We start from the raw sequence: 19,449 nt of genomic DNA, 5'->3' as shown, positions 1-19,449 counted from the left end.
GTGAGCGATGCCGTGGACTTGAGTCAGACCGCCGCCCAGCCGGCTGAGCCCTTGCCGATCGGCAGTGCGGGCGAGCGCTCGGGCGGCTGGTGGGGCTGCCTCACGTTGATTGCGACTGAAGGCGCGTTGTTTGGCTATCTGATCTTTTCGTATCTCTATCTGGCCTCGCAGAGTACGCAGCGATGGCCGCCAGAAGGCTTGCCGAAGCTCGGTCTCGGCATTGCAAACACGATCATTCTGCTGTCGAGCAGCGTGTTCGTCTGGTTGTGCGAGCGCTGCGTGAGGCGCAAGCGCTTGAGATGGGCCATGGCCTCGATGACGGTGGGCGTCCTGCTCGGAATCGTATTCGTGGGCATTCAACTGCTCGAATGGCACGATCATCCATACGGCCTGACGACGCATCTGTATGGCTCGCTGTATTTCACGATCACAGGGTTCCATATGGCACACGTCGTGGTCGGCATCATCGTGTTGCTGTTCTTGCTGCTGTGGACCGCGCTGGGCTATTTCGACGAAAAACGCTGCGCGGCGCTGACCATCGGCGGCCTGTACTGGCATTTCGTGGATGTCGTGTGGTTGTTCATCTTCAGCACGCTCTATCTGACGCCGTATCTGTTTCGGAATCTGTCATGGCCGGGAACATGAAACCGACGTTGCGCGCCGAACCATCTGCCGTGCCGACCCCGCCCATGCGGCGCGTGCTGGTCGGCCTGCTGGTCGCGCCGTGCGCATGGCTCGCGCAGATGGTTATCGCCGAGACGCTGGCCGCGCAAAGCTGCTATCCACTCGATCAGCCGCTGTCGTCCCCGGCATTGCCGTGGATGCGTTCGGCGCTCGTTGTCATCAGCGCGTTATGTCTCGCGGCCGGCGCGTTCGGCGCGCTGACGGCCTGGCGAAACGTTCGTCGTCTCGAAGCGGCGAAGGAGGGCGCCCCGGGCGGCATAGGCCAGAGGCGAAGCGGACTCGACGCTTTTCTGACACGTATCTCGGTGATGTGCAGTGCGCTGTTTCTGTTCGCGTTGATTGCAACTGATATGGCATTGGCGCTCGTGTCGCCGTGCAAGTGGTGGTGACCATGCGCGCCCCTAATCCGTTTGTTTCACCAAGCCGCAAAGGGCCGCACGGGCGATGGTTTCGGCATGGCCCGCGCGTTGCCGTTGCGATGCTCGCCATGACGCTCGGCGCGCTTGCTTGCGGCTACACAGCCGACTCCGCACCCGCCAATGCGACGCCGGCCGACGCCGCGCAGATCGCACGCGGTGCGTATCTCGCGAAGGCCGCAGACTGCGCAGGCTGTCATACGGCCGCGCCACGCGTCATGCGGCCCGGCGCCGCGCCGACTCCGGCGACGCCGTTCGCCGGCGGTCTCGGCATGGCCTCGCCGTTCGGCACGATCAATTCGTCGAACATCACGCCGGACCCGCAGGCAGGTATCGGTCTCTATAGCTATGACGACTTCGCACGCGCGTTGCGCGACGGCGTTGCGCGAGGCGGCAAGCGGCTCTATCCGGCGATGCCGTACCCATCGTTCACGAAGATCGACGATGACGATATGCACGCGCTCTACGCGTATTTCATGCATGGCGTGCAGCCGGTGGCCACACCCGCTCCGCCAACCCGATTGCCGTTCCCGTTCAACCAGCGCTGGGCGCTCGTGTTCTGGGACTGGGCGTTTCTGCCGAACGAGCGCTTCAAGCCGGAAGCAGGGCGCGACGCGCAATGGAATCGCGGTGCGTATCTCGTGCAATCGCTGGGTCACTGTGGCGCGTGCCACACGCCACGCGGGCCGGCTTATGAGGAACGCGGCTACACCGAGGCGAGTCCGCTGTATCTGACGGGCGGCACCAACGATCACTGGTTCGCACCGAACCTCACGGCCGACCCCGGTTCGGGCTTGGGCCGAAGCTCCGCAGCGGACATCGCCGCTTTCCTGAAGCACGGCCACGGCGGCGGCCTGGTGACGTTCGGCAGCATGGTTCAAGTGGTGGAAGACAGCACGCAGTATCTCAACGATGCCGACCTCGCGGCCATTGCCACTTATCTGAAGAGTCTGCCGGCGCGCGCTCAGAGCGGACACTTCAATGCGAATTCGCGCGGCGCGCTACAGACCGCGCAGGCGCTGAAGACAGGCGATGTCGAGCGGCCCGGCGCCGGCATCTACGCAACCTATTGTGCGCGCTGCCATCAGTCGAACGGCGCGGGCCTGCCGCAAAAATATCCGCGCCTTGCGGGCAATCCGGCCGTGCTCGCTCCACAAACGACCTCGCTGGTTCGTCTGCTCGTGGAGGGTGGCGGCAGTCCGAGCACGGACGGCGGCCCTGAACCGCGCAAGATGCCAGCGTTTGCGGACAAACTGACCGATAGCGAACTCGCGCACGTTCTGACTTTCATCCGTAATACGTGGGGGAATGCCGCCGAGCCCGTCGCGGCCCATGACGTGACCGCGGTGCGGCATGCCTTGCATAAATAGAGGCCGTGGAAGGCGTATCAAACGATCCAAAAGCGTTGACGGTACGTACGACGCGTGAGCGGGCGCCGAGGCAGGGACAGGTCGGGTCATCGGCAATGTACTGTGGCCCGTCCGAATGCATTTAGCTCACACGGAGCGTTGCGCAATAAAGCAGAAGCTGAGTTTTTCGATCGACCCTGCTTTATTTGTCGATCACTGATAAATAAAGCATAAGCAGACAAAAAATAAACCAAAAGTTGAACATCAGATCGGGCTCGCGGTCCGGTGCATCAGACGCTGAATAAACCAAAAGTCTGCAATCATTTGCGGAAATAGAGCAGAAGATCGCGAGTGGCTGGTTTGGACAAGAAGACTGCAGAGTTGCGGAAGCTTCTCTTGGGGTTGTCAGCCCACGCCTTGAACGAGAATGCTCGGATCATGGCGTCGAAAAATCCTGCTGCACGTTGAACTTGGAAATCAAGCGTCACGACGAGCAGGAAGCTGCGTGGCGCGGGATTCCACAGATTCTCAGCGATCGGACCGGACGATCGACTTCGCTGAAACCGGAATCGTTGGAACGTGGGGACCATCTGCCGCTAGCGCGCTATTCGTCCGCCAAAAACGGCCGCCAGCAGAAAGAGGGCAAAGCCAATCTGGCAAGCATGCGCGCTTTCTAGCTTGCGCGTCCCGGAGAGCAGATTTTCCAGACAGTGTCTGGAAAATCGCCACCGGCGAAAGACGTGGTCGACGCCACGGCAATGCGCCCGAATACATGACGCTCGCCGGCCTTTTTCGCTGCCATCGTCGGCCTATGTGCGACTGCTAACCGAGCACCACAGAAACGGTACGCCGCAAGTGTACGGACCGGGTACAGCGAATGGTACGACGTTAGAGGACACCGGCAGTGACAAACACCTCATTCGGAACGAAGGTTTTGTTTCCGGCGACGGGTGTTGCGGTCCAGATTGTCGCCAAAGGTGCAGAGCGGCGGATTGACGAACCGTCACCGAAGACCTGCTCGTCGGTTTCTGAACCGGATGCGCCGTGAGAGGCGCAGAGCACGAAATGAGTTTCCTCATTGCGCGAATGCCCGCTGCCCTCTGAAATGCGCCGCACAGGGCGCGGGATGGTGACTGGCTGAAACGGGTGGCGCGCTGCCGGCCACAGTCTGGCGCGCTTCAAACTCCGTGTGTCCACTGCACGAGACGGAAGCGCCACCGAAACGGTATGCCCCAAGGTGTAGATGGCGGACGTGTTTCGGCCTCGCATAACTCCAATGTCCAGTCGCGGAAACTCCGGGAGCAGCGCTCCGCGATATCGTTCGTCATGTCCGGCATTTCCCGCGTAGTAGCAAGTACCTTTCGGGTAACGAAATGGGCCATTTTCGACGATCACTGCTGACCTGCGGCTTGATCAAAAAATTGAAACAGCCAGCCTATCCATTGCCCAGCGCGCGCAATGCATCTGGGTCGAGTATGCGGATACGGCGACCCTCCTTGGCAATGAGACCTCGAAGTTCCAGCGACGAAAGCACCCGTGAAACTGTCTCTCGACTCACCTTCGCCATCGCAGCGATTGTCGCCTGACTTGGCGGTTTAGCCGGCGCTGCATCCAAATCAGCAGGGAAATCCAGCTCGTCAACGATCACCGCAGCAACACGCGCAGCGGCGCGCGGAAATTCACGCCTGCCGTGGCAATCGACCAGGCGTCCAACCACGGACGCGAGAAGGCCGTTCAGCGCGACTGACACTCGAGGCTCGCTAAGTATTTGGCGAGCGAGCGTCCGGCCTATTATTGCTACCGTGCTCTCACGATTGGCTATCACATTGACGTTACTTGGGCGGTTCGAAATGATTGGAACCGCTCCCGTGGATCCACCGGCGGAGACAGTGCGGATGGGTGCTTCGTCGCCTTTCGCCGATAGACTCGACACTCTTAGCTGCCCCAATAGAACGAGCAACAGCGGTGATTCGACCTCCCCTTGAAACGTCACATAGGCACCGCTTTTGAAGTCCATTACCCGCGCAGCGTTCGCAAGAAGCTCAAGTGTTTTTGCATCCGTTGTAGCGAACAACGTCTGTTGTGCCAGACTGGCCTTCAATTCTATTATTTTCTTCATTTCATTCTTGGTAACTGCCGAAAGTTACCGAATATCAGGAGTTTGACACCGGACACGTGTCATTCTCGTTTTCACATCTGATGTTTCCGGCGCCCACGGCTGGTCGATCGACTCGGCACAAGCCCGCGCGGTTCGCAGTCTCGCGGTAAAAGATCATAAAAAATAGACTCAGATCGATACGACAAAACCGTATCAGCCACAGGCCAATTGGCATTTCGACCGACTGGACACCTTATAAGGACACGATTGCTGTGGCCGATCCGCGGTACAAAGCGTTGACTGATGAATTGTTGCCTGTCATGCAAGAACAGTTGCCGACGCCCGACTCGGCGTCGTGACATGGCGGCATAACCTGATCAAGCTACGACTGAGAATTGCGCTGGCTGTCTTCGATCCTCGCCTCGCGTCTCCAATCGAGTTCCGACCAGGCCCAGATTGCGCACCCGACGAGTGACCAGAACAGCGGCGCTCCCTGGATCGGGTAAATTGTCCAACCAAGAAGTTCCGCGCATTTCAGTAATAGCTCAGGTAGAGAAAGAATGCTCGCCGCGATCCAGGCTGATCCGAACCTGCCGATGCAATTCCAGAAGGCGGTGCTCGACCAGCAGGCGCAGTTCGCGCAGATCGCCGCCGATGTCGAGAAGGCTGAACTCGTCGCCGATCAGGCCAATACCGCGGTGGTCAACCAGACGATGCAGGTCGAGGCGAAGGCGGACCACTGGCCGACCTATGCATGGCGGCCGTTCGTCGGATTCTGTTTCGGACTCGCATGGATTGGAGCGTACTTCATCATCCCGCTACTGCGCGGCTGGTGGCCGAACAATGCTCAGCAGAGCATCCCGCCCGAGGCGTGGATTGCAATCGGTGGCGTGCTCGGCGTGGCGAGCTTCTTCCGCGGGAAGATGCAGAGCGACGCGCGCGTGACGAGTGACGACCGCGGGTGATGTTGGGGTTCATCGCGCGAGCGAAGTGGGCGTGAGAACTAGTTCACGATAGTGAGCGCCGTCACCGAAAGCTGGTCAGAATCCGTCGAGAATTGAGTTCTCTCAGGTGCGCGACGTGGCTCTCGGAAAGTCGCGCGTCATTTAGGTCGGGCGTCGCCGCCCGGCTCTTTTTCAAGGCGTTACAAGCATATGTGCGGGCGCTGAAAGAGCAGGGGGGTTATCGAGCGCGCGACCTTCGGCGACATGGAGACGCATACCGGATTGTCGCCGTGTCGCCAACGTGTGAGATTTGCCGTCGTCAGGAAACGCTGTCGTCCAAGGTTTCGTCGGCTAAGGCGAGCCCGCTGAATATGCTGCGGTCGAGAACCCGAAGCCGCTGTCCTTCTTTAATAACCGCTCCGCGCTGCATAAGCGATTTCATTGCACGCGAAACGGTTTCGCGACTGACGTTCGCAGAGGTGGCTATGGCCGTCTGGTTCGGAAGCTCGATCAACGGCTGCGTGCCGTCAGGAGATTCATCTAGGGCCGCGTTTATGATGGCGTAGACGCGCGAAAACGCGCGCGGCATCGACAGCGTCGACTGACCGCGGACGGCTCGATGAAACTTGCCAGAAAGAATTGACAGTAGAGCAACTGCGACGCTCGCGTCGCAAAACAGCTCGCGTGCCTGCGCCCTGCTTATCACGCCGACGACGCCGCTCGTCAAGGCAGTCACTGACGCGAGCACGGGCGTGTCCAGAATGATCGCGCTTTCGCCGAACGACTCGCCAGCCTTTATATAACTATAACCGGTCTCATGCCCGGCTTCCGATACGCTTGAGGCGTGCAATTGCCCCGAAATCACGAGAAAAAGGGGCGAATCTGAGTCGCCGTGATGTACGACGATGTCGCGCGCCTTGACCTTACGATAACGAGCACACCGCCGGACGCGAGCGAGGACGTCTTCACTGGCGTTCTGAAAAAGCCATTGCTCTCGTAGCAGCGATGTCGACGGACTTGAGTGCATATCTTGTCTTCATAAAAGCGGACGCGAGTCTACATCTTCTTTCGAAATCTTGCATTCAGAGCTGCGCAGTGGAATTTACCGAGCGAATGGAGTCGCTTGGCTTGTCGCCGGCCAGTTGCAGTTTGCAGTCGGGACAGGACAGACTAGGTTCGGAACCGGGGCTATCGACCCGGGCTCGCGGGGAAGCGATGCAACAGCCATACGGCACTGCTGGATAGCGAAAGGCCGCGCAAACCTCCCGTGGCCCGTCGCCTGAAATGTGGTGCCCCCTGTCTGATTCGAACAGACCACCTCATGATTACAAGTCAAGTGCTCTACCAAATGAGCTAAGGGGGCGAAAACTTCATTGTTGGGGCCCATGGGCAGGATCGAACTGCCGACCTCTCCCTTACCAAGGGAGTGCTCTACCACTGAGCCACATGGGCTTGCTATTTCCGCCTGATACTGGAGCGGGAGACGAGGCTCAGGGCCTTACCGGCCGGAGCAGGATCATACAGTATTAGTTGTGCTGATGGAACCGCGATAGAACTGTTCTCTGCGCCGAATTCACCGCGCTGGGGGGCGGGCGACTGGAGACCTTGGTGACATGGAGGCCCGTGCCAGATTATCGCCGGTGTCATGAGGAAGCCGTGTTCGCCTGCCGTGTCCGAACCGCCCGATACCCGTTCCTCCATAGCCGGTCTGTATGACTGTCCGCAGCCGACCGACTGGGCACCTTATCAGGACACGGTTACTGTGGCCGATCTGCGGCACAAGGGCTTTTATGACGGGTTGTTGCCTGTCATGCAATGTACAAGTCGGGACGTCATCGGACAGGCACCGTCAGATCCTGCGAAGGCTGCTCAACCATGCAAGTGCGAAAGACGGCACCCGACCCTCAACCGCCGTTCAGGCCCGCGCAAATCACCGACAGCTTCCGGATCGCAACGGCCGTTCGGCTCGACACTCGGTCCTACAATTCATCGGCCGATGAAGTCTCTTCTGCGGCGCGCCGCAAAAAATGGCGGCGACCGCAAAGTCAAAGTCTGTGCTGGCGCTGGGCGGCGCAACGAGGGGGATGCCCTGCCCGAGGTCTTAGTCTGCGTGTGCGCGATCGAACGCCCACACTTCAAGGAAACCCATCAACTCGCACGGTATTGTCAACTTGTTGAAGGGCGCGCAGGCAAGATGTATAACATAAGGACAACAAATTTATGCGGCAATGCGATCCAGCATCGGATTGTCCGTTACGGTTTCCCACACCTCGAACGCCTGCTTGCGGGCCCGCCGTTTCTGTTGCGCGTTCTCGTTGTAGCGGCAGTGCATGAACAGGTTGCTCACCTGAGCATGGACCGACGTGAATCGTTGCAGATGGCGCGCCGGCTTGAAGCGCCGCATCACCTTCTCGCGCACGCGTGCGGGCTGGTGCGAATTCTCCACCCGGTTGTTCAGTCCTATGTGCCGCCGATGCTCGGCGTTCAAGCCCAGTTCGTGCTCGCCGCCGCGTAGCTGCGCAGTTTGTCCGTTACGATCACGCGTGGGCAGCCGTGGCGCCTGAGCAGCTTGCGCATCAGCCGGTTGGCCACCACCTTGTCGCGGCGGCTCTGCACCAGCACATCGAGCACTGCGCCTCGCTGATCGATGGCCTGCCACGGCCAATGCTTCCTGCCGTTGATCGTCACGACCACCTCATACAGGTGCCACTTGTCGCCGCGCCCCGCTGCTGTCGAGCGGATACGCTTCGCGATCACCAGACCGAACTTCGTTGCCCAGCACCGCACCGTTTCGTACGTAAGCTCGATTCCCTATGCGGCCAGCATCTCCTCAACCATGCGCAGGCTGAGCGGGAATCGGTAGTACAGCCAAACCACGTAGCTGATGATATCCGGCGGAAATCGATAGCCCTTGAACGAAATCGGCGCCTCGGCGACGGCCAAACGCAGACGGAAGCTTTCTTCATGCCTCGTTATATTCGTCGACCCCGGCGCCAATTTGACAATACCCTAAATCCTGAACACCGCCACCGTCTCTTTCAACATTCGCGCCTGTTCCTCGAGCGACTGGGCCGCTGCTGCAGCCTCCTCGACCAACGCGGCGTTGTTCTGCGTGACCAGATCCATTTCCGCGACGGCGCGGGCGACCTGCTCGATTCCCGTGCTTTGCTCCGACGAAGCGGCCGAGATCTCGTCCATAATGTCCGCCACGCGCCGCACGCCGGTGAGGATCGCCTGCATGCGGCCGCCTGCCTCGGTGACCAGCGTGCCGCCCGCCTGTACTTTTTCGCTCGACGTCTCGATCAGTTCCTTGATCTCTTTTGCGGCAGCCGACGAGCGCTGCGCCAGCATGCGCACCTCGGCCGCCACCACCGCGAAACCGCGTCCCTGTCCTCCGGCGCGCGCAGCTTCGACTGCCGCATTGAGCGCCAGAATATTGGTCTGAAACGCGATGGCATCGATAATCGCGATGATGTCGCCGATACGGCCCGAACTCTGATCGATTTCTTTCATCGTCGTCACCACCTCGCCCACCACGGTGTTGCCGTGATCCGCCGTGTTGGCCGCATTGGCAGCGAGAGCCTGCGCCTGACGTGCATTCTCGGCGTTATGCCTCACCGTGCCGGTCAGCTCTTCCATGCTAGCGGCGGTTTCCTGTAACGACGTAGCCTGCTGTTCAGTACGTGCGGACAGATGGAGATTCCCTGAGGCGATCTGCTGGGCCGCCGTGACGATCGCATCGCTTGCGTGACGCACCGTTGTGACCGTGCTTACGAGGCCGTCGCGCATTTGCGAAAGACCGTGCAGGAGCATGCCCATTTCGTCATGCGAACGCGCTTCGATCCGCTGCGACAGATCGCCCGTCGCGATCCGGTTGAAGTGTTCCAGCGCTTCACCAAGCGGACGGCCGATCGCGCGGCGCAGCGACACGAAGGTGAAGACACCGGCGAGCAGCCCAAATACGACGGAGGCGATAGTTACTACACGAAAGCGCTGGAACCTCGCTTCCGAGTCATCGTACTGTGCCTTTGCCTGATCGCGTTGAAACTGCTTGAGATCAGCGCTCACCGTGACATAGTCCGTATTGGCCAGCGCGATTTTCTTCAACGCGACTTTGACCGCCGCATCGTCCATGCCCTTGACCGAATCCGCAAAAGCGTCCAGTTGGTTTTGCACCTGGCTGCGCCTGGCACTGACCGCGGCGGCCAGACGGTTTTCGTCTGATGTGGCAGGCAAGGCCAGATACTTCGTCCACGCATCCATACCCTGCCCTCTGAGCATGCGGTAAGTGGCAACGTCTTTCTCGACCGTCGGGGCGGCCGGATCGAAAGCGATGCGGTCGACGGTCGTGCGCTCGCGGCTGATCGCGAGTTCCGCGTCGCCGATCAGCCGCGTGCTGGCGAGCCGGTTCGTGTTGGTCTCGCGGTTGGAGTCGTTGCTGCTCGCCATACCCGCTACGCCGAGCGCGCCGATCGCCGTCAGCAGCACACACAGGAAAAGTATCGCGGCGCCTAGACGCGCTCGTATCGACAGTTTTGACATGACGCGAACGTCCTTAGCGAGCGGGTGCACAATCAAGAGAACGCTGGGTCATCTCTCCATCGACGAGCCGCATCAGATTGAGCGGGTTGGCATTCTTCAGCGCGTCGGGCAGCAACTCGTCCGGATAGTTCTGATAGCACACCGGCCGCAGGAACCGGTTGATCGCAAGCGTGCCGACCGAGCTGCCGCGCGCATCCGAGGTCGCGGGCCATGGGCCGCCGTGAACGATCGCGTCCGACACCTCGACGCCAGTCGGATAAGCATTCACTAACAGGCGGCCAGCCTTTTCCTCGAGCCGTTCGATCAGCTTGCGATGCGACTGCAGATCGCCGCGCGACGCGAGCAGTGTGGCCGTCAACTGGCCGCGCATCGTCGACGCGAAACGCAGCAGGTGTTCCGCACTGTCGAGTTCGACCACGATCGTAACCGGTCCGAAGATTTCTTCTTCGAGCGGCCGGCTCGGATCGAACAGCAACGCGGCATCGGCGACAAACAGTTGTGCGGCGGCTTGCTGGGTTTCACCTTGCGCGGCTGCGAGCAAGGTAATGCCTGCGTGATTCGACGTGCGTTCGAGGCCCGCGCGGAAGTTGGCGAAGATGCCCGGATTCAGCATGGTCTGCGGCGCCTGCCGCTCGATCGCCTTGCCGAGGCTGTCGATAAATGCGCTGAATTGCGGCGAACGCACGCCGACCACGAGGCCGGGACTTGTGCACAGTTGGCCGCAACCCGTCGCGACCGAGGCCGCCAGTTCATTGGCAAGCGCCGCACCGCGCTCGCGCAAGGCGCCCTCCAGCACAAACACCGGATTCACGCTCGACATCTCCGCGAACACCGGAATCGGTTGTTCACGCGCTGCCGCAAGATCGCATAGCGCCCGCCCGCCGCTCAGTGAACCGGTAAAGCCGACTGCCTGAATGCCAGGTGCCTGCACGAGGCGCGCGCCAACGCGTTCGCCATAGATCATGTTGAAGGTCCCCGCCGGCATGCCGGTCTGTCGCACCGCGCGCTCGATTGCATCCGCCATGCGCTCAGACGTCACCAGATGGCCGGAGTGCGCCTTGACCACGACCGGGCAGCCGGCTGCCAGTGCGGAGGCAGTATCGCCGCCAGCAACGGAGAACGCCAACGGAAAATTGCTCGCGCCGAAGACCGCAACCGGGCCGACGCCAATCCGGTATTGCCGCAGATCGGGACGCGGCAATGGTTGCCGCTCAGGCAACGCCTGGTCGATGCGCGCGCCGTAGAAATCACCCCGGCGCAAAACCTTCGCGAAGAGTCGCATCTGGTTGCTGGTGCGCGCCCGTTCTCCGGCGATGCGCGCGTTCGGCAACGCGGTTTCGCGCATCACGTCGGCAATGAAATCGTCATCGAGAGCATCGATCTCCGCTGCAATTGCCTCAAGGAAATCCGCACGAACGCTCGACGGCAGCGCCCGATAGTGCGGGAAGGCCGCCGCCGCGGCCTCGACGGCTGCGTCGATTTCAGCGTCGGTCGCCTGCGAAAAAACCACCGGATAAGTTTCGCTGGTCCATGCCGAGAGACTGTGCAGCGAGATATCGCCACGCGCGCTGCGCTGGCCGCCGATGTAGTTGTGGCCGAGAATGGTTGCTGTCATCTGGTTTTGTGCTCGTTGCAAATGGCGTGGTGTGCAGCGCTCGCAGAGCGTTGCGTTGCGCGCGCCGCTAGAGTCAAGGTGGCGAGGCTCAGCCGGTGCCCTGGGCTCAGACTCAAACAGTCAGCAGGAAAGGCGCGCCCGCGGCCTTTGCGACTTCGCGGATCTTCTCGCGCAACGAATCGGGCATCGGAATGCCCTCCACGCTGCGCGCGGCGCGCGTGAGACGCTCAGGGTCCCCTGGGATCAATACAGGCTGCGACGGGTCGGCGGGCTGGCTTTCGCGCAGCGCGGTGATCACCGAGTCGAGATCGGCGTGGTATTCCTCGATCGGACGGAACGCCGCCGGATTCATCGCAAGGAAGAAATGGCCGATGTTGTCCGGCTCATCGCTCCTTTGCGTGCGGTTACGCACGGGCGAGAACGAACCGCCGCCCAGCGTGCTGCCGAGAATCTGCGCGAACAGACCGAGCCCGTAGCCCTTGTGACCGCCGAGTGTGTTGCCGTCGCCTCCTAACGGCGCGAGGCCGCCACCGAGGCGCTCGAACAGCAGCCGGTAGGCTTCGGCCGAATCGGTCAGCGGGTTGCCGTTCGCGTCGAGCGCCCAGCCCGGCGGCAACGGCTTGCCCTGCAACGCGTACACCTTGACCTTGTTCGACGCGACCACGCTGGTCGACATGTCGAGAATCACAGGCGGATGCCGGCCCGCCGGCGTAGCAAAGGCGAACGGATTGGTGCCGAGCATCGGCTCGGCCCCGAAAGTGGGCACCACCGTTGCAAGCCGGGTCGAGCACGACACCATCGCGATCAGTCCGCGTTCGGCCGCCATTTCCGCGTAGTAGCCCGCCGCGCCGAAATGCTGCGAGTTGAACACGGAGACCGCGCCCATATCGCACGCCAGCGCTTTCTCGATGGCCAGTTCCATCGCCATACGCGACGTGGGGTGTCCCATCGCCGCATTGCCGTCGATCAGCGCGGTGGTCGCGGTCTCGCGTACGATACGCGGGCTCGCCTTCATGTCGATCTGACCGGCGCGATACAACTGGTCATAGAACATCAGCATCGAGATGCCGTGCGAGTCGATGCCCTTCAGATCGGAATCGATCAGGATATCGGCCGAAGCCGCGACCTGCCCGGGCGACATGCCCCAGGCTTCAAGGATGACCTCGATTTGCTGCCGTGCGATTGCCGCCCCGACGCGGGGCATAGTGTCTGCCATGACTGACCTGCTAAACGAAAGAATTAAATCGAAAAAAAATGGGCCGGCGCGTTGCGTTGAGTTAAGCGTTAAATGTTATTGCGCGGTGGACATGGCTTCTGGCCCGTCGCGGCCGGCAAGACCAAGCCGCACCCAGACCACCAGCGCGCCAGTGCCGAGCAACAGCAGGCTAACGGCGGGCACGAGCATCGGCGCGGACGTGCTGCCCGTTACCTTGCCGACCCAAGGCATGATGTTTTGTGCAAGAAAACCACCGACGCTCGAGCCCGCCGCGATCACCGCGAGCGCCGCCGCGCCACCTGCACCCTTCATGAATGAGGCCGGCAGCAAGCGCGGCGGCAATGCCCAGAAACACGGGATCATCAGATACAGACACGGCGCGCCGAGCGAGAGCGCGGCGAAACGCACCGCATTGCTGAACGGCCCGACGCTGGCGACGAAGCACAGAATGCCGAGCAGTGCTGCGCAGAACGCGGCGGTCAGCACGCGGCGCGGCGTTTTCAGACGGCGCGGCAACCACAGCAGCATCAGCGATGTGATGAACCACGGAATCATGTTGAGCATGCCGTTGACGCTGCTCGTCACGCCGAAGCCTTTGACGAGGGTCGGCAGCCAGTAGGCGATGCCGTAGATCGCGATGGAGATGGTTCCGTAGCCAACGCTAAAGAGCGCCACCGTCACAAGCGCGGCCAATGACCAGCCGTCGCCGCCGGCGAGGCGCGCCGCGGGTGGATCCGCACGCAGCCGGCTTTCGACGACATCTTTCTCGCGAGCCGTCAGAAAGTTGGCGGAGCTCGGGCCATCGGGCAGGCAGTACAGCGTGACGAAGGTCAGCAGTAAGGCAGGCGTGCCGGTGGTCAGAAACACCCACTGCCAGCCGGCAAGACCCGCGACGCCATGCAGTTCCAGTGAGAAACCGCCGATTAGCGAGCCGAGCATGTTGCCCATGCTGCTGCCGAGTGTCAGCAAGCCGACGATGCCGGTGCGCTGCCGTTCAGGAAACCACATGCCGAGATAGAGGATGATCCCCGGATAAAGACCGGCTTCCGCGGCGCCGAGCAAGAAGCGCAGGATCTGGAAGGCCAATGCAGAAGGTGTCCACGCGAGCAACAGCGTCGCGACGCCCCACGTCAACATGATCCGCGAGATCCAGCGGCGCGCGCCAAAGCGATGCATCAGCAGATTGCTCGGCACCTCGCAGACCAGATAACCGATGAAGAACAGCGACGACGCAAAGCCGTACGACGCCTCGCTCATCCTCAGGCTGCTGAGCATCTGCAGCTTGGCGAAGCCGATATTGGCGCGGTCGATATACGCGACCAGGAAAATGGCAATCAGCAGCGGCACGAGCCGCCACGCTATGTGCGTAAAAAGTTGGTCTTCACTGCTTCGATCGGTCACTGTCGTCTCCATGCCGGACCGCTTATGCGCGGTCCGTTGTAAATGCTGATGCGAGTGGTTTCGTACGGCCTCGCCGCACGGAATCATTTGTTAGAGCGGCCACCGGCGCTCGCGCGATTGCATCATTGCGCGGCACAGGTAACCGCTTCCTTGCTTATAGTCCAGCCCCGTTTGCAGACGGGCTCTTTTTCCATGCCTCGAAGTCGGCGCGCGTCGCCTCGTCCGGCGGGTACAGTCCGAGGGTCGAGCGGCCGGCGCGCACCTGTGCGTCGACCCAATCTTCGAATACCGTCATCGCGGCAGCTTCTTCAGCGATCTCGTTGGCCAGATGCGCCGGAATCACCACGACGGCTTCCGCATCGCCGACGATGATGTCACCCGGATACACCGCCACGTCGCCACACGCGATCGGCACGTTCAGATCGACCGCATGGTGATGAATCAGGTTGGTCGGCGCCGACGGCCGCGCTTGATAGCATGGAAAGTCGAGCTTCTGCAAATCCGGCGTATCGCGAAAGCCGCCGTCGGTGACGACGCCGGCCACGCCGCGCAGCATCATCCGCGTGATCAGAATGCCGCCAGCCGAGGCCGCGCGCGCGTCCTTGCGCGAATCGACCACCATCACGTGACCAGATGGAATCTCCTCGACGCCGCGGCGTTGCGGATGGCTGCGGTCCGAGAACACGCCAATGTGATCGAGATCCTCGCGGGCCGGAATGTAGCGCAGCGTATACGCTTCGCCAACCATGCGCGCGGCCGACGGGTTGACCGGCAGCACGCCTTGCACGCAAACGTTGTGAAGACCGCGCTTGAAAAGCGCAGTGGTCAGGGTCGCCGTGCTGACATTGCGCAAGCGGGCGCGGTTCTCGTCAGTGAGCGGGCTCGGGATAGTCACTGCGGTCGCTGAGGTCACAGATTTACTCCTGGTTTCGGTGAAATGGTGGCCGGCCGGGCGTCAGAACTTGTGGCGAATCGCGAAACGGACCGTCGCCTGCTGGTTACCCGACGCAGGCGTCAGGCCATTGAGCGAGGCGCGCGCTGCACGCCCGGTCGAATCAGTGCCCGACGCGTGCTGCAAAACGCCGATCAGATAGAAGTCGGTCCGCCTGGAGACGATATAGTCGGCACTCAGCGAGCCTTGTTGGTACTTCGCGTGATTCGCGCCGCCGCCGTCGGTGTAGTTGTAGGCTGCGCCGAACGAGAGCGCCGGCGTCAGCCGATACTGGAGATTGACTTCCGCGCTGTTGAAGCTTGCAGTGCCGCCCACGCCCGCCGGATTGAGCGCCGACACCGCGCCGCTCAAATGCTTGAATTTCGTGTTCGAGTAAATCCCGCCGAGGGTCGCCGAGCCGATCACGTAGGTGGCGCCGGCGCTGATGATCTCTTCGCTTTGCGCCGACGCATAGCCGTTGATCACCGGCGAGCTGCCGAAGTTGTTGGTGGCCGCCGTCGCGCCGACTGCCGTGCCGAAGAAAGACGCATTCGGATTCCGCGCATTCAGGTAGCCGACGCCGACCGTGAGCGGCCCGCCAGCGTAACCGGCGCCGAGCGAGTAGATCTGGTTGCCGGCCATGCTGCCCGGCACGCCGCCGAAGCTATACATGCCTTCCGCGGTGAAGCCTCCATAGCTGGCCGTACGGTACTTGACCGCGTTATTCACGCGATTGGTATTGTTGAGGTTGTCGAGGTCGCCCGGATGCGCGCCGATGCTGCCTGAGAACATCGCGCTCGGCATCAGCGGATGGATGTAATCGACCACCGGATCGTACTGACGGCCGAGCGTGACCGTGCCGTACGGGCTCGAAACCCCCACATACGCCTGGCGGCCAAACAGCAGCGAACCCTGGCCCATCTTGCCGTTGTTCACGTCGAACCCGCTTTCGAGCACGAAGATCGCCTTCATGCCGCCACCCAGATCCTCATTGCCGCGCAGGCCCCAACGGCTGCCGCTTAGAATGCCGCTCGAGAGGCTGTACAGGCTGTGGCCATGCCCCGGGTTCGTTTGTACGTTGCTCGTGTAGTTGACGCCCTCGTCAATGATGCCGTATAGCGTCACGCTGCTTTGCGCGTGAACTGCTGCCGGCGCTCCCGCAACGGCAAGCGCGGCGAATGCGAATGCCACGTGTGCGGCGAGAGGTTTCGAGGAGGTTGCGAGGAACTTATGCACTGCGAGGTCTCCAGTCACTTTTTTCAATGTAGCGAGACGTTGTGCTTCGCCGATGCGCGGCGCACACAACAGAAAATCCAACGAGGCGATGAACGGCCTCGTCGGCGGAAAAGGTGTTGTCCAAACAGCGTGCCGATGGGTGCGGGTCAGTTACGCGGCCTTCAGAATGCGATCGGCGATCATCGAGCCGATCGGCATGGCGGAGGTCGCGGCCGGCGAAGGCGCATTGCACACGTGCACCATGCGCGGTGTGTCGGCGAACAGGAAGTCGTGTACCAGCGTGCCGTCGCGCATCACGGCTTGCGCGCGAATGCCGGCTTCGTAAGGCAGCAGATCGTCAACGGTCAGCGACGGGCAGTATTTGCGGCACTGCTCGAGATAGCCGCGCTTGAACAGCGAGTTCTTCATCTCGCCCATGCCCGAGCCCAGGTTGCGCCAGATGGTTTTCCAGAAGCCGGGGAAAGCGGCGTATTCGGCGACGTCGCGCAGATTCACGGAAAGCTTCGGATAGTTTTCGCGGCCGAAACCGAGAACCGCATTCGGTCCGACTGTCACGCTACCGTCGATCATTCGCGTCAGATGCACGCCGAGAAACGGCAGGTCCGGGTCGGGAATCGGATAGATCAAATGACGCACCACGTCGTTCTTCGAGGCCGGCAAGCGGTAGTACTCTCCGCGAAACGGCACGATCTGGTGATCGATTTTCACGCCCGCGAGCCTGGCTAGCCGGTCCGATTGCAGGCCGCCGCAGACCACCAGCTTCTTCGCCCGCCATTGCTGTTCCGCCGAGCCGCCGACGGTGACGTAATCGCCCAACTCGGCAATCGACGTGACCTGCGTGCCGAGGCGAATTTCGCCGCCTGCTTTCCTGATAACGCGGGCCATCGCTTCGCATACCTGACGGTAATCGACAATCCCTGTCGCATCGAGGAACAGGGCACCCAGACCGACGATGTTCGGCTCATGGCGCTGCAACTCGGCGGCGTCGAGCCGCTCGACGCGCAAACCGTTCTGTTGCGAGCGCGCGTACAGCGCTTCCATGCGCGACAACTCGAGCGGATTCGACGCGACCAGCAGCTTGCCGCACACATCGAACGCAATGGCATGCTCTGTGCAAAACTGCTTGGTTGCCTCGGCGCCGCGCTTGCACAACTCCGCCTTCAGACTGCCCGGCTGGTAGTAGATGCCCGCGTGAATCACGCCGCTGTTGTGCCCGGTCTGGTGTTTTGCGAGCGTGGTCTCCTTCTCGAGCAGCAGCAGCGAAGCCGTAGGCTCCCGTTGCAGCAACTCCATCGCCGTCGCGAGACCGACAATGCCGCCACCGATGATGCAAAAGTCATATGTCATGTTTTTCTTGTTCGCTTCTACTTTGCGGATTCAGCTAGTTGAACGCTTTTTCGTCCGCTTATCAGGTTGTCTGACTAACTAGCCAAAAAAGAGCATCGTCTCGCGGGCTTGAGCGCAGGGCCGCGAAGGTCCGCGCTGCTTGCCTGCTATCGTCAATCGCTAGGGGGTAACTCGATTTTCTGGCGTTTGGCTGCGGCACGCAGATGCCGCTCCGCCGATTCGGCGGCGCCCCGATGGTCGCCGCGCTCGATCGCCTCATACAGCTCGCCGTGCTCCTGGCGCGCGTAGTCACCCGCGTGGCTCGCCGTGTTGGCCCATTGTGCGCGACGCACCGCCACCAGTTGGCCGCGCAGGAAATCGTGGAACGCGACGAAATACTCGTTCTTGGTGGCTGCGGCGATGGCCCGGTGAAACGCGACATCGGCTGCGGAAGCCGCGTCGAAATCAAGGCGTTTCTTTTCCATCTCGCGGATCGCATCGCTCATACGCTTCAGATCTTCCGGGGTACGTCGACGCGCCGCGGTCATCGCCGCCTGGGTTTCGATCCACAGACGCATTTCGAACAGTTGCGCAAGATCCAGCTTCCGGTTGCCGCCGCTCGGCAACCGGAAAACCGTACCCGACGGCGTCTGCGAAATGAACGACCCTGCGCCGCGCCGGGCAACCAGTACGCCGTCCGACTTCAACTGCGCGATTGCCTCGCGCACGACTGAGCGGCTCACGTTGAGCCGTTCCGACAGTTGCTGCTCCGTTGGCAGGCGCGACTCGGCAGGAAAATGACCAGTATCAATTTCCGCGCGAAGTGCGCTTACCACACGCTGCACAAGCGAATCGGGACGTTCAAGCTCAAGCATTAACAGGATCTCGTTTGATCAGGTTGTCAGACAATAGCGAACTACTCATGCGGTGTCAAGCAATGGCCGAATTTCCACGCTCTCCGAGCACATAACATTCGCTTCAGCCCTGCGCCGCAGGCGTAGACTGCGCCCGCCATCGGACAGGCCATGCCGTCGTCCCTAAGCGCCGCTCCTAGGCCCGATCCGCGATTAAACGGCCGACGAGGCGTTCATTCAACCCGCCTCAGCGACTCGACGGTCCCCTTGCTCGCTGCCACCCGGCGCCGAAAACGACCAGCCACTAGTTGCAGGTTTTGATGTGATCGGCCATGACGGGGTTTCGGCATGTCGTCAGGATTGCAAACGGTTGAGACCAGACTGAATTGAAAACCGGATTAAGGTGATAAAGGGAAATGGGGCAAGGCACGCGTGAGTTGGATCACGACGCGCTGCGCCGGAACTGATACCCGAAGGCTTCAGCCACTTCGTTACCTCCATGACTGCTCCGGTTGCTTGCGGCTGGAGCGGTTGCCGGGCGGGGCTTAAACCCGCTGGAAAGCGCCACCTTTTCACGGCGTACGCCCGGAGCGGACCTTGCGACCCGCGACTCGTCAATGGCAGCTTTCTGGAGATGTTGTTGGTAAAGTCGCTGCCCGTCTTTCTCGCGCGGTTTCTGGGGGTCTTCTTACCCCGACCGATCTTCGCGCGCGGTTTGTAGACCGACCTGAGAGGTCGATTTTTTCGCTAGCGGATCGCACACGCCGTATAGCGGCTTTTTCAACAGCATCTGGGTTCAACGGACATCCCCGCCTCCCCGTCTGGTGCGCCGTTGAG

15 protein-coding genes, 2 tRNA genes and 1 pseudogene are annotated in these 19,449 nt (G+C 61.4%); 4 read left to right on the top strand and 14 right to left on the bottom strand.

Going from position 1 to position 19,449, the window contains the following annotated elements; genetic code table 11:
- From B0G71_RS28930 to B0G71_RS28920, 3 genes are all read left to right on the top strand, one after another.
- The gene (locus tag B0G71_RS28930) at positions 1-645 is read left to right on the top strand and encodes a cytochrome c oxidase subunit 3 (RefSeq protein ID WP_116146066.1); all 645 of its coding nucleotides are present in this window, start codon (positions 1-3) and stop codon (positions 643-645) included.
- Positions 642-1,073, top strand: coding sequence for a hypothetical protein (locus B0G71_RS28925; RefSeq protein WP_258875686.1), 432 nt, complete (start codon positions 642-644; stop codon positions 1,071-1,073). The genes B0G71_RS28930 and B0G71_RS28925 overlap by 4 nt, the downstream gene beginning before the upstream one ends.
- Before the next feature lie 98 nt (positions 1,074-1,171).
- Positions 1,172-2,470, top strand: coding sequence for a cytochrome c (locus tag B0G71_RS28920; RefSeq protein ID WP_116148964.1), 1,299 nt, complete (start codon positions 1,172-1,174; stop codon positions 2,468-2,470).
- An 867-nt stretch (positions 2,471-3,337) separates the two neighbouring features.
- Here B0G71_RS28920 and B0G71_RS41510 read toward each other — a convergent pair.
- A complete protein-coding gene (locus tag B0G71_RS41510; RefSeq protein ID WP_181916840.1) occupies positions 3,338-3,844 on the bottom strand; it encodes a hypothetical protein in 507 nt (168 codons plus the stop codon).
- Positions 3,845-3,884: 40 nt separating this feature from the next.
- Entirely contained in the window at positions 3,885-4,568 is a 684-nt protein-coding gene (locus tag B0G71_RS28910; RefSeq protein ID WP_116146061.1) for a Crp/Fnr family transcriptional regulator, read from the bottom strand.
- A gap of 539 nt (positions 4,569-5,107) precedes the next feature.
- Here B0G71_RS28910 and B0G71_RS28905 point away from each other — a divergent pair.
- Complete coding sequence (locus B0G71_RS28905; RefSeq protein WP_116146059.1) at positions 5,108-5,512, top strand: 3TM-type holin; 405 nt, start codon at positions 5,108-5,110, stop codon at positions 5,510-5,512.
- A gap of 298 nt (positions 5,513-5,810) precedes the next feature.
- Here the strand turns inward: B0G71_RS28905 and B0G71_RS28900 are convergent, their stop codons facing one another.
- The 12 genes and pseudogenes from B0G71_RS28900 to B0G71_RS28845 form a co-directional block, all read right to left on the bottom strand.
- Positions 5,811-6,518 carry a Crp/Fnr family transcriptional regulator gene (locus B0G71_RS28900; RefSeq protein ID WP_116146057.1) on the bottom strand — a complete coding sequence of 236 codons (708 nt, stop codon included), beginning with the start codon at positions 6,516-6,518 and terminating at the stop codon, positions 5,811-5,813.
- Positions 6,519-6,778: 260 nt separating this feature from the next.
- Positions 6,779-6,854: transfer RNA gene (locus B0G71_RS28895), tRNA-Thr, on the bottom strand.
- A gap of 14 nt (positions 6,855-6,868) precedes the next feature.
- Positions 6,869-6,943 (bottom strand) — tRNA-Thr (locus B0G71_RS28890).
- Between the two features lie 766 nt (positions 6,944-7,709).
- Positions 7,710-8,434: pseudogene (locus B0G71_RS28885) on the bottom strand (IS6 family transposase).
- A 66-nt stretch (positions 8,435-8,500) separates the two neighbouring features.
- A complete protein-coding gene (locus B0G71_RS42550) occupies positions 8,501-10,033 on the bottom strand; it encodes a methyl-accepting chemotaxis protein (RefSeq protein WP_116148962.1) in 1,533 nt (510 codons plus the stop codon).
- 13 nt (positions 10,034-10,046) lie between these two features.
- Positions 10,047-11,648 (bottom strand): aldehyde dehydrogenase (NADP(+)), encoded by a 1,602-nt coding sequence (locus B0G71_RS28875; protein WP_116146056.1) that lies wholly within the window; start codon positions 11,646-11,648, stop codon positions 10,047-10,049.
- 112 nt (positions 11,649-11,760) lie between these two features.
- Positions 11,761-12,864, bottom strand: a complete 1,104-nt coding sequence (locus tag B0G71_RS28870) for an Ldh family oxidoreductase (RefSeq protein ID WP_116146054.1) — start codon at positions 12,862-12,864, stop codon at positions 11,761-11,763.
- Between the two features lie 75 nt (positions 12,865-12,939).
- Entirely contained in the window at positions 12,940-14,277 is a 1,338-nt protein-coding gene (locus B0G71_RS28865) for an MFS transporter (protein WP_116146053.1), read from the bottom strand.
- A 142-nt stretch (positions 14,278-14,419) separates the two neighbouring features.
- Positions 14,420-15,178, bottom strand: coding sequence for a ribonuclease activity regulator RraA (locus tag B0G71_RS28860; protein ID WP_116146051.1), 759 nt, complete (start codon positions 15,176-15,178; stop codon positions 14,420-14,422).
- Positions 15,179-15,220: 42 nt separating this feature from the next.
- Entirely contained in the window at positions 15,221-16,432 is a 1,212-nt protein-coding gene (locus B0G71_RS28855) for a porin (protein WP_116148960.1), read from the bottom strand.
- Positions 16,433-16,582: 150 nt separating this feature from the next.
- A complete protein-coding gene (gene lhgO, locus B0G71_RS28850; protein WP_116146050.1) occupies positions 16,583-17,779 on the bottom strand; it encodes an L-2-hydroxyglutarate oxidase in 1,197 nt (398 codons plus the stop codon).
- A gap of 152 nt (positions 17,780-17,931) precedes the next feature.
- Complete coding sequence (locus B0G71_RS28845; protein WP_116146048.1) at positions 17,932-18,633, bottom strand: FadR/GntR family transcriptional regulator; 702 nt, start codon at positions 18,631-18,633, stop codon at positions 17,932-17,934.
- Positions 18,634-19,449: the final 816 nt, after the last annotated feature.

The sequence above is a fragment of the Paraburkholderia sp. BL27I4N3 genome (assembly GCF_003386115.1).
Taxonomy (GTDB): Bacteria; Pseudomonadota; Gammaproteobacteria; order Burkholderiales; family Burkholderiaceae; genus Paraburkholderia.
The sequence above is the reverse complement of the archived record's forward strand: the minus strand, read 5'-3'. Positions and strand labels throughout refer to the sequence as shown.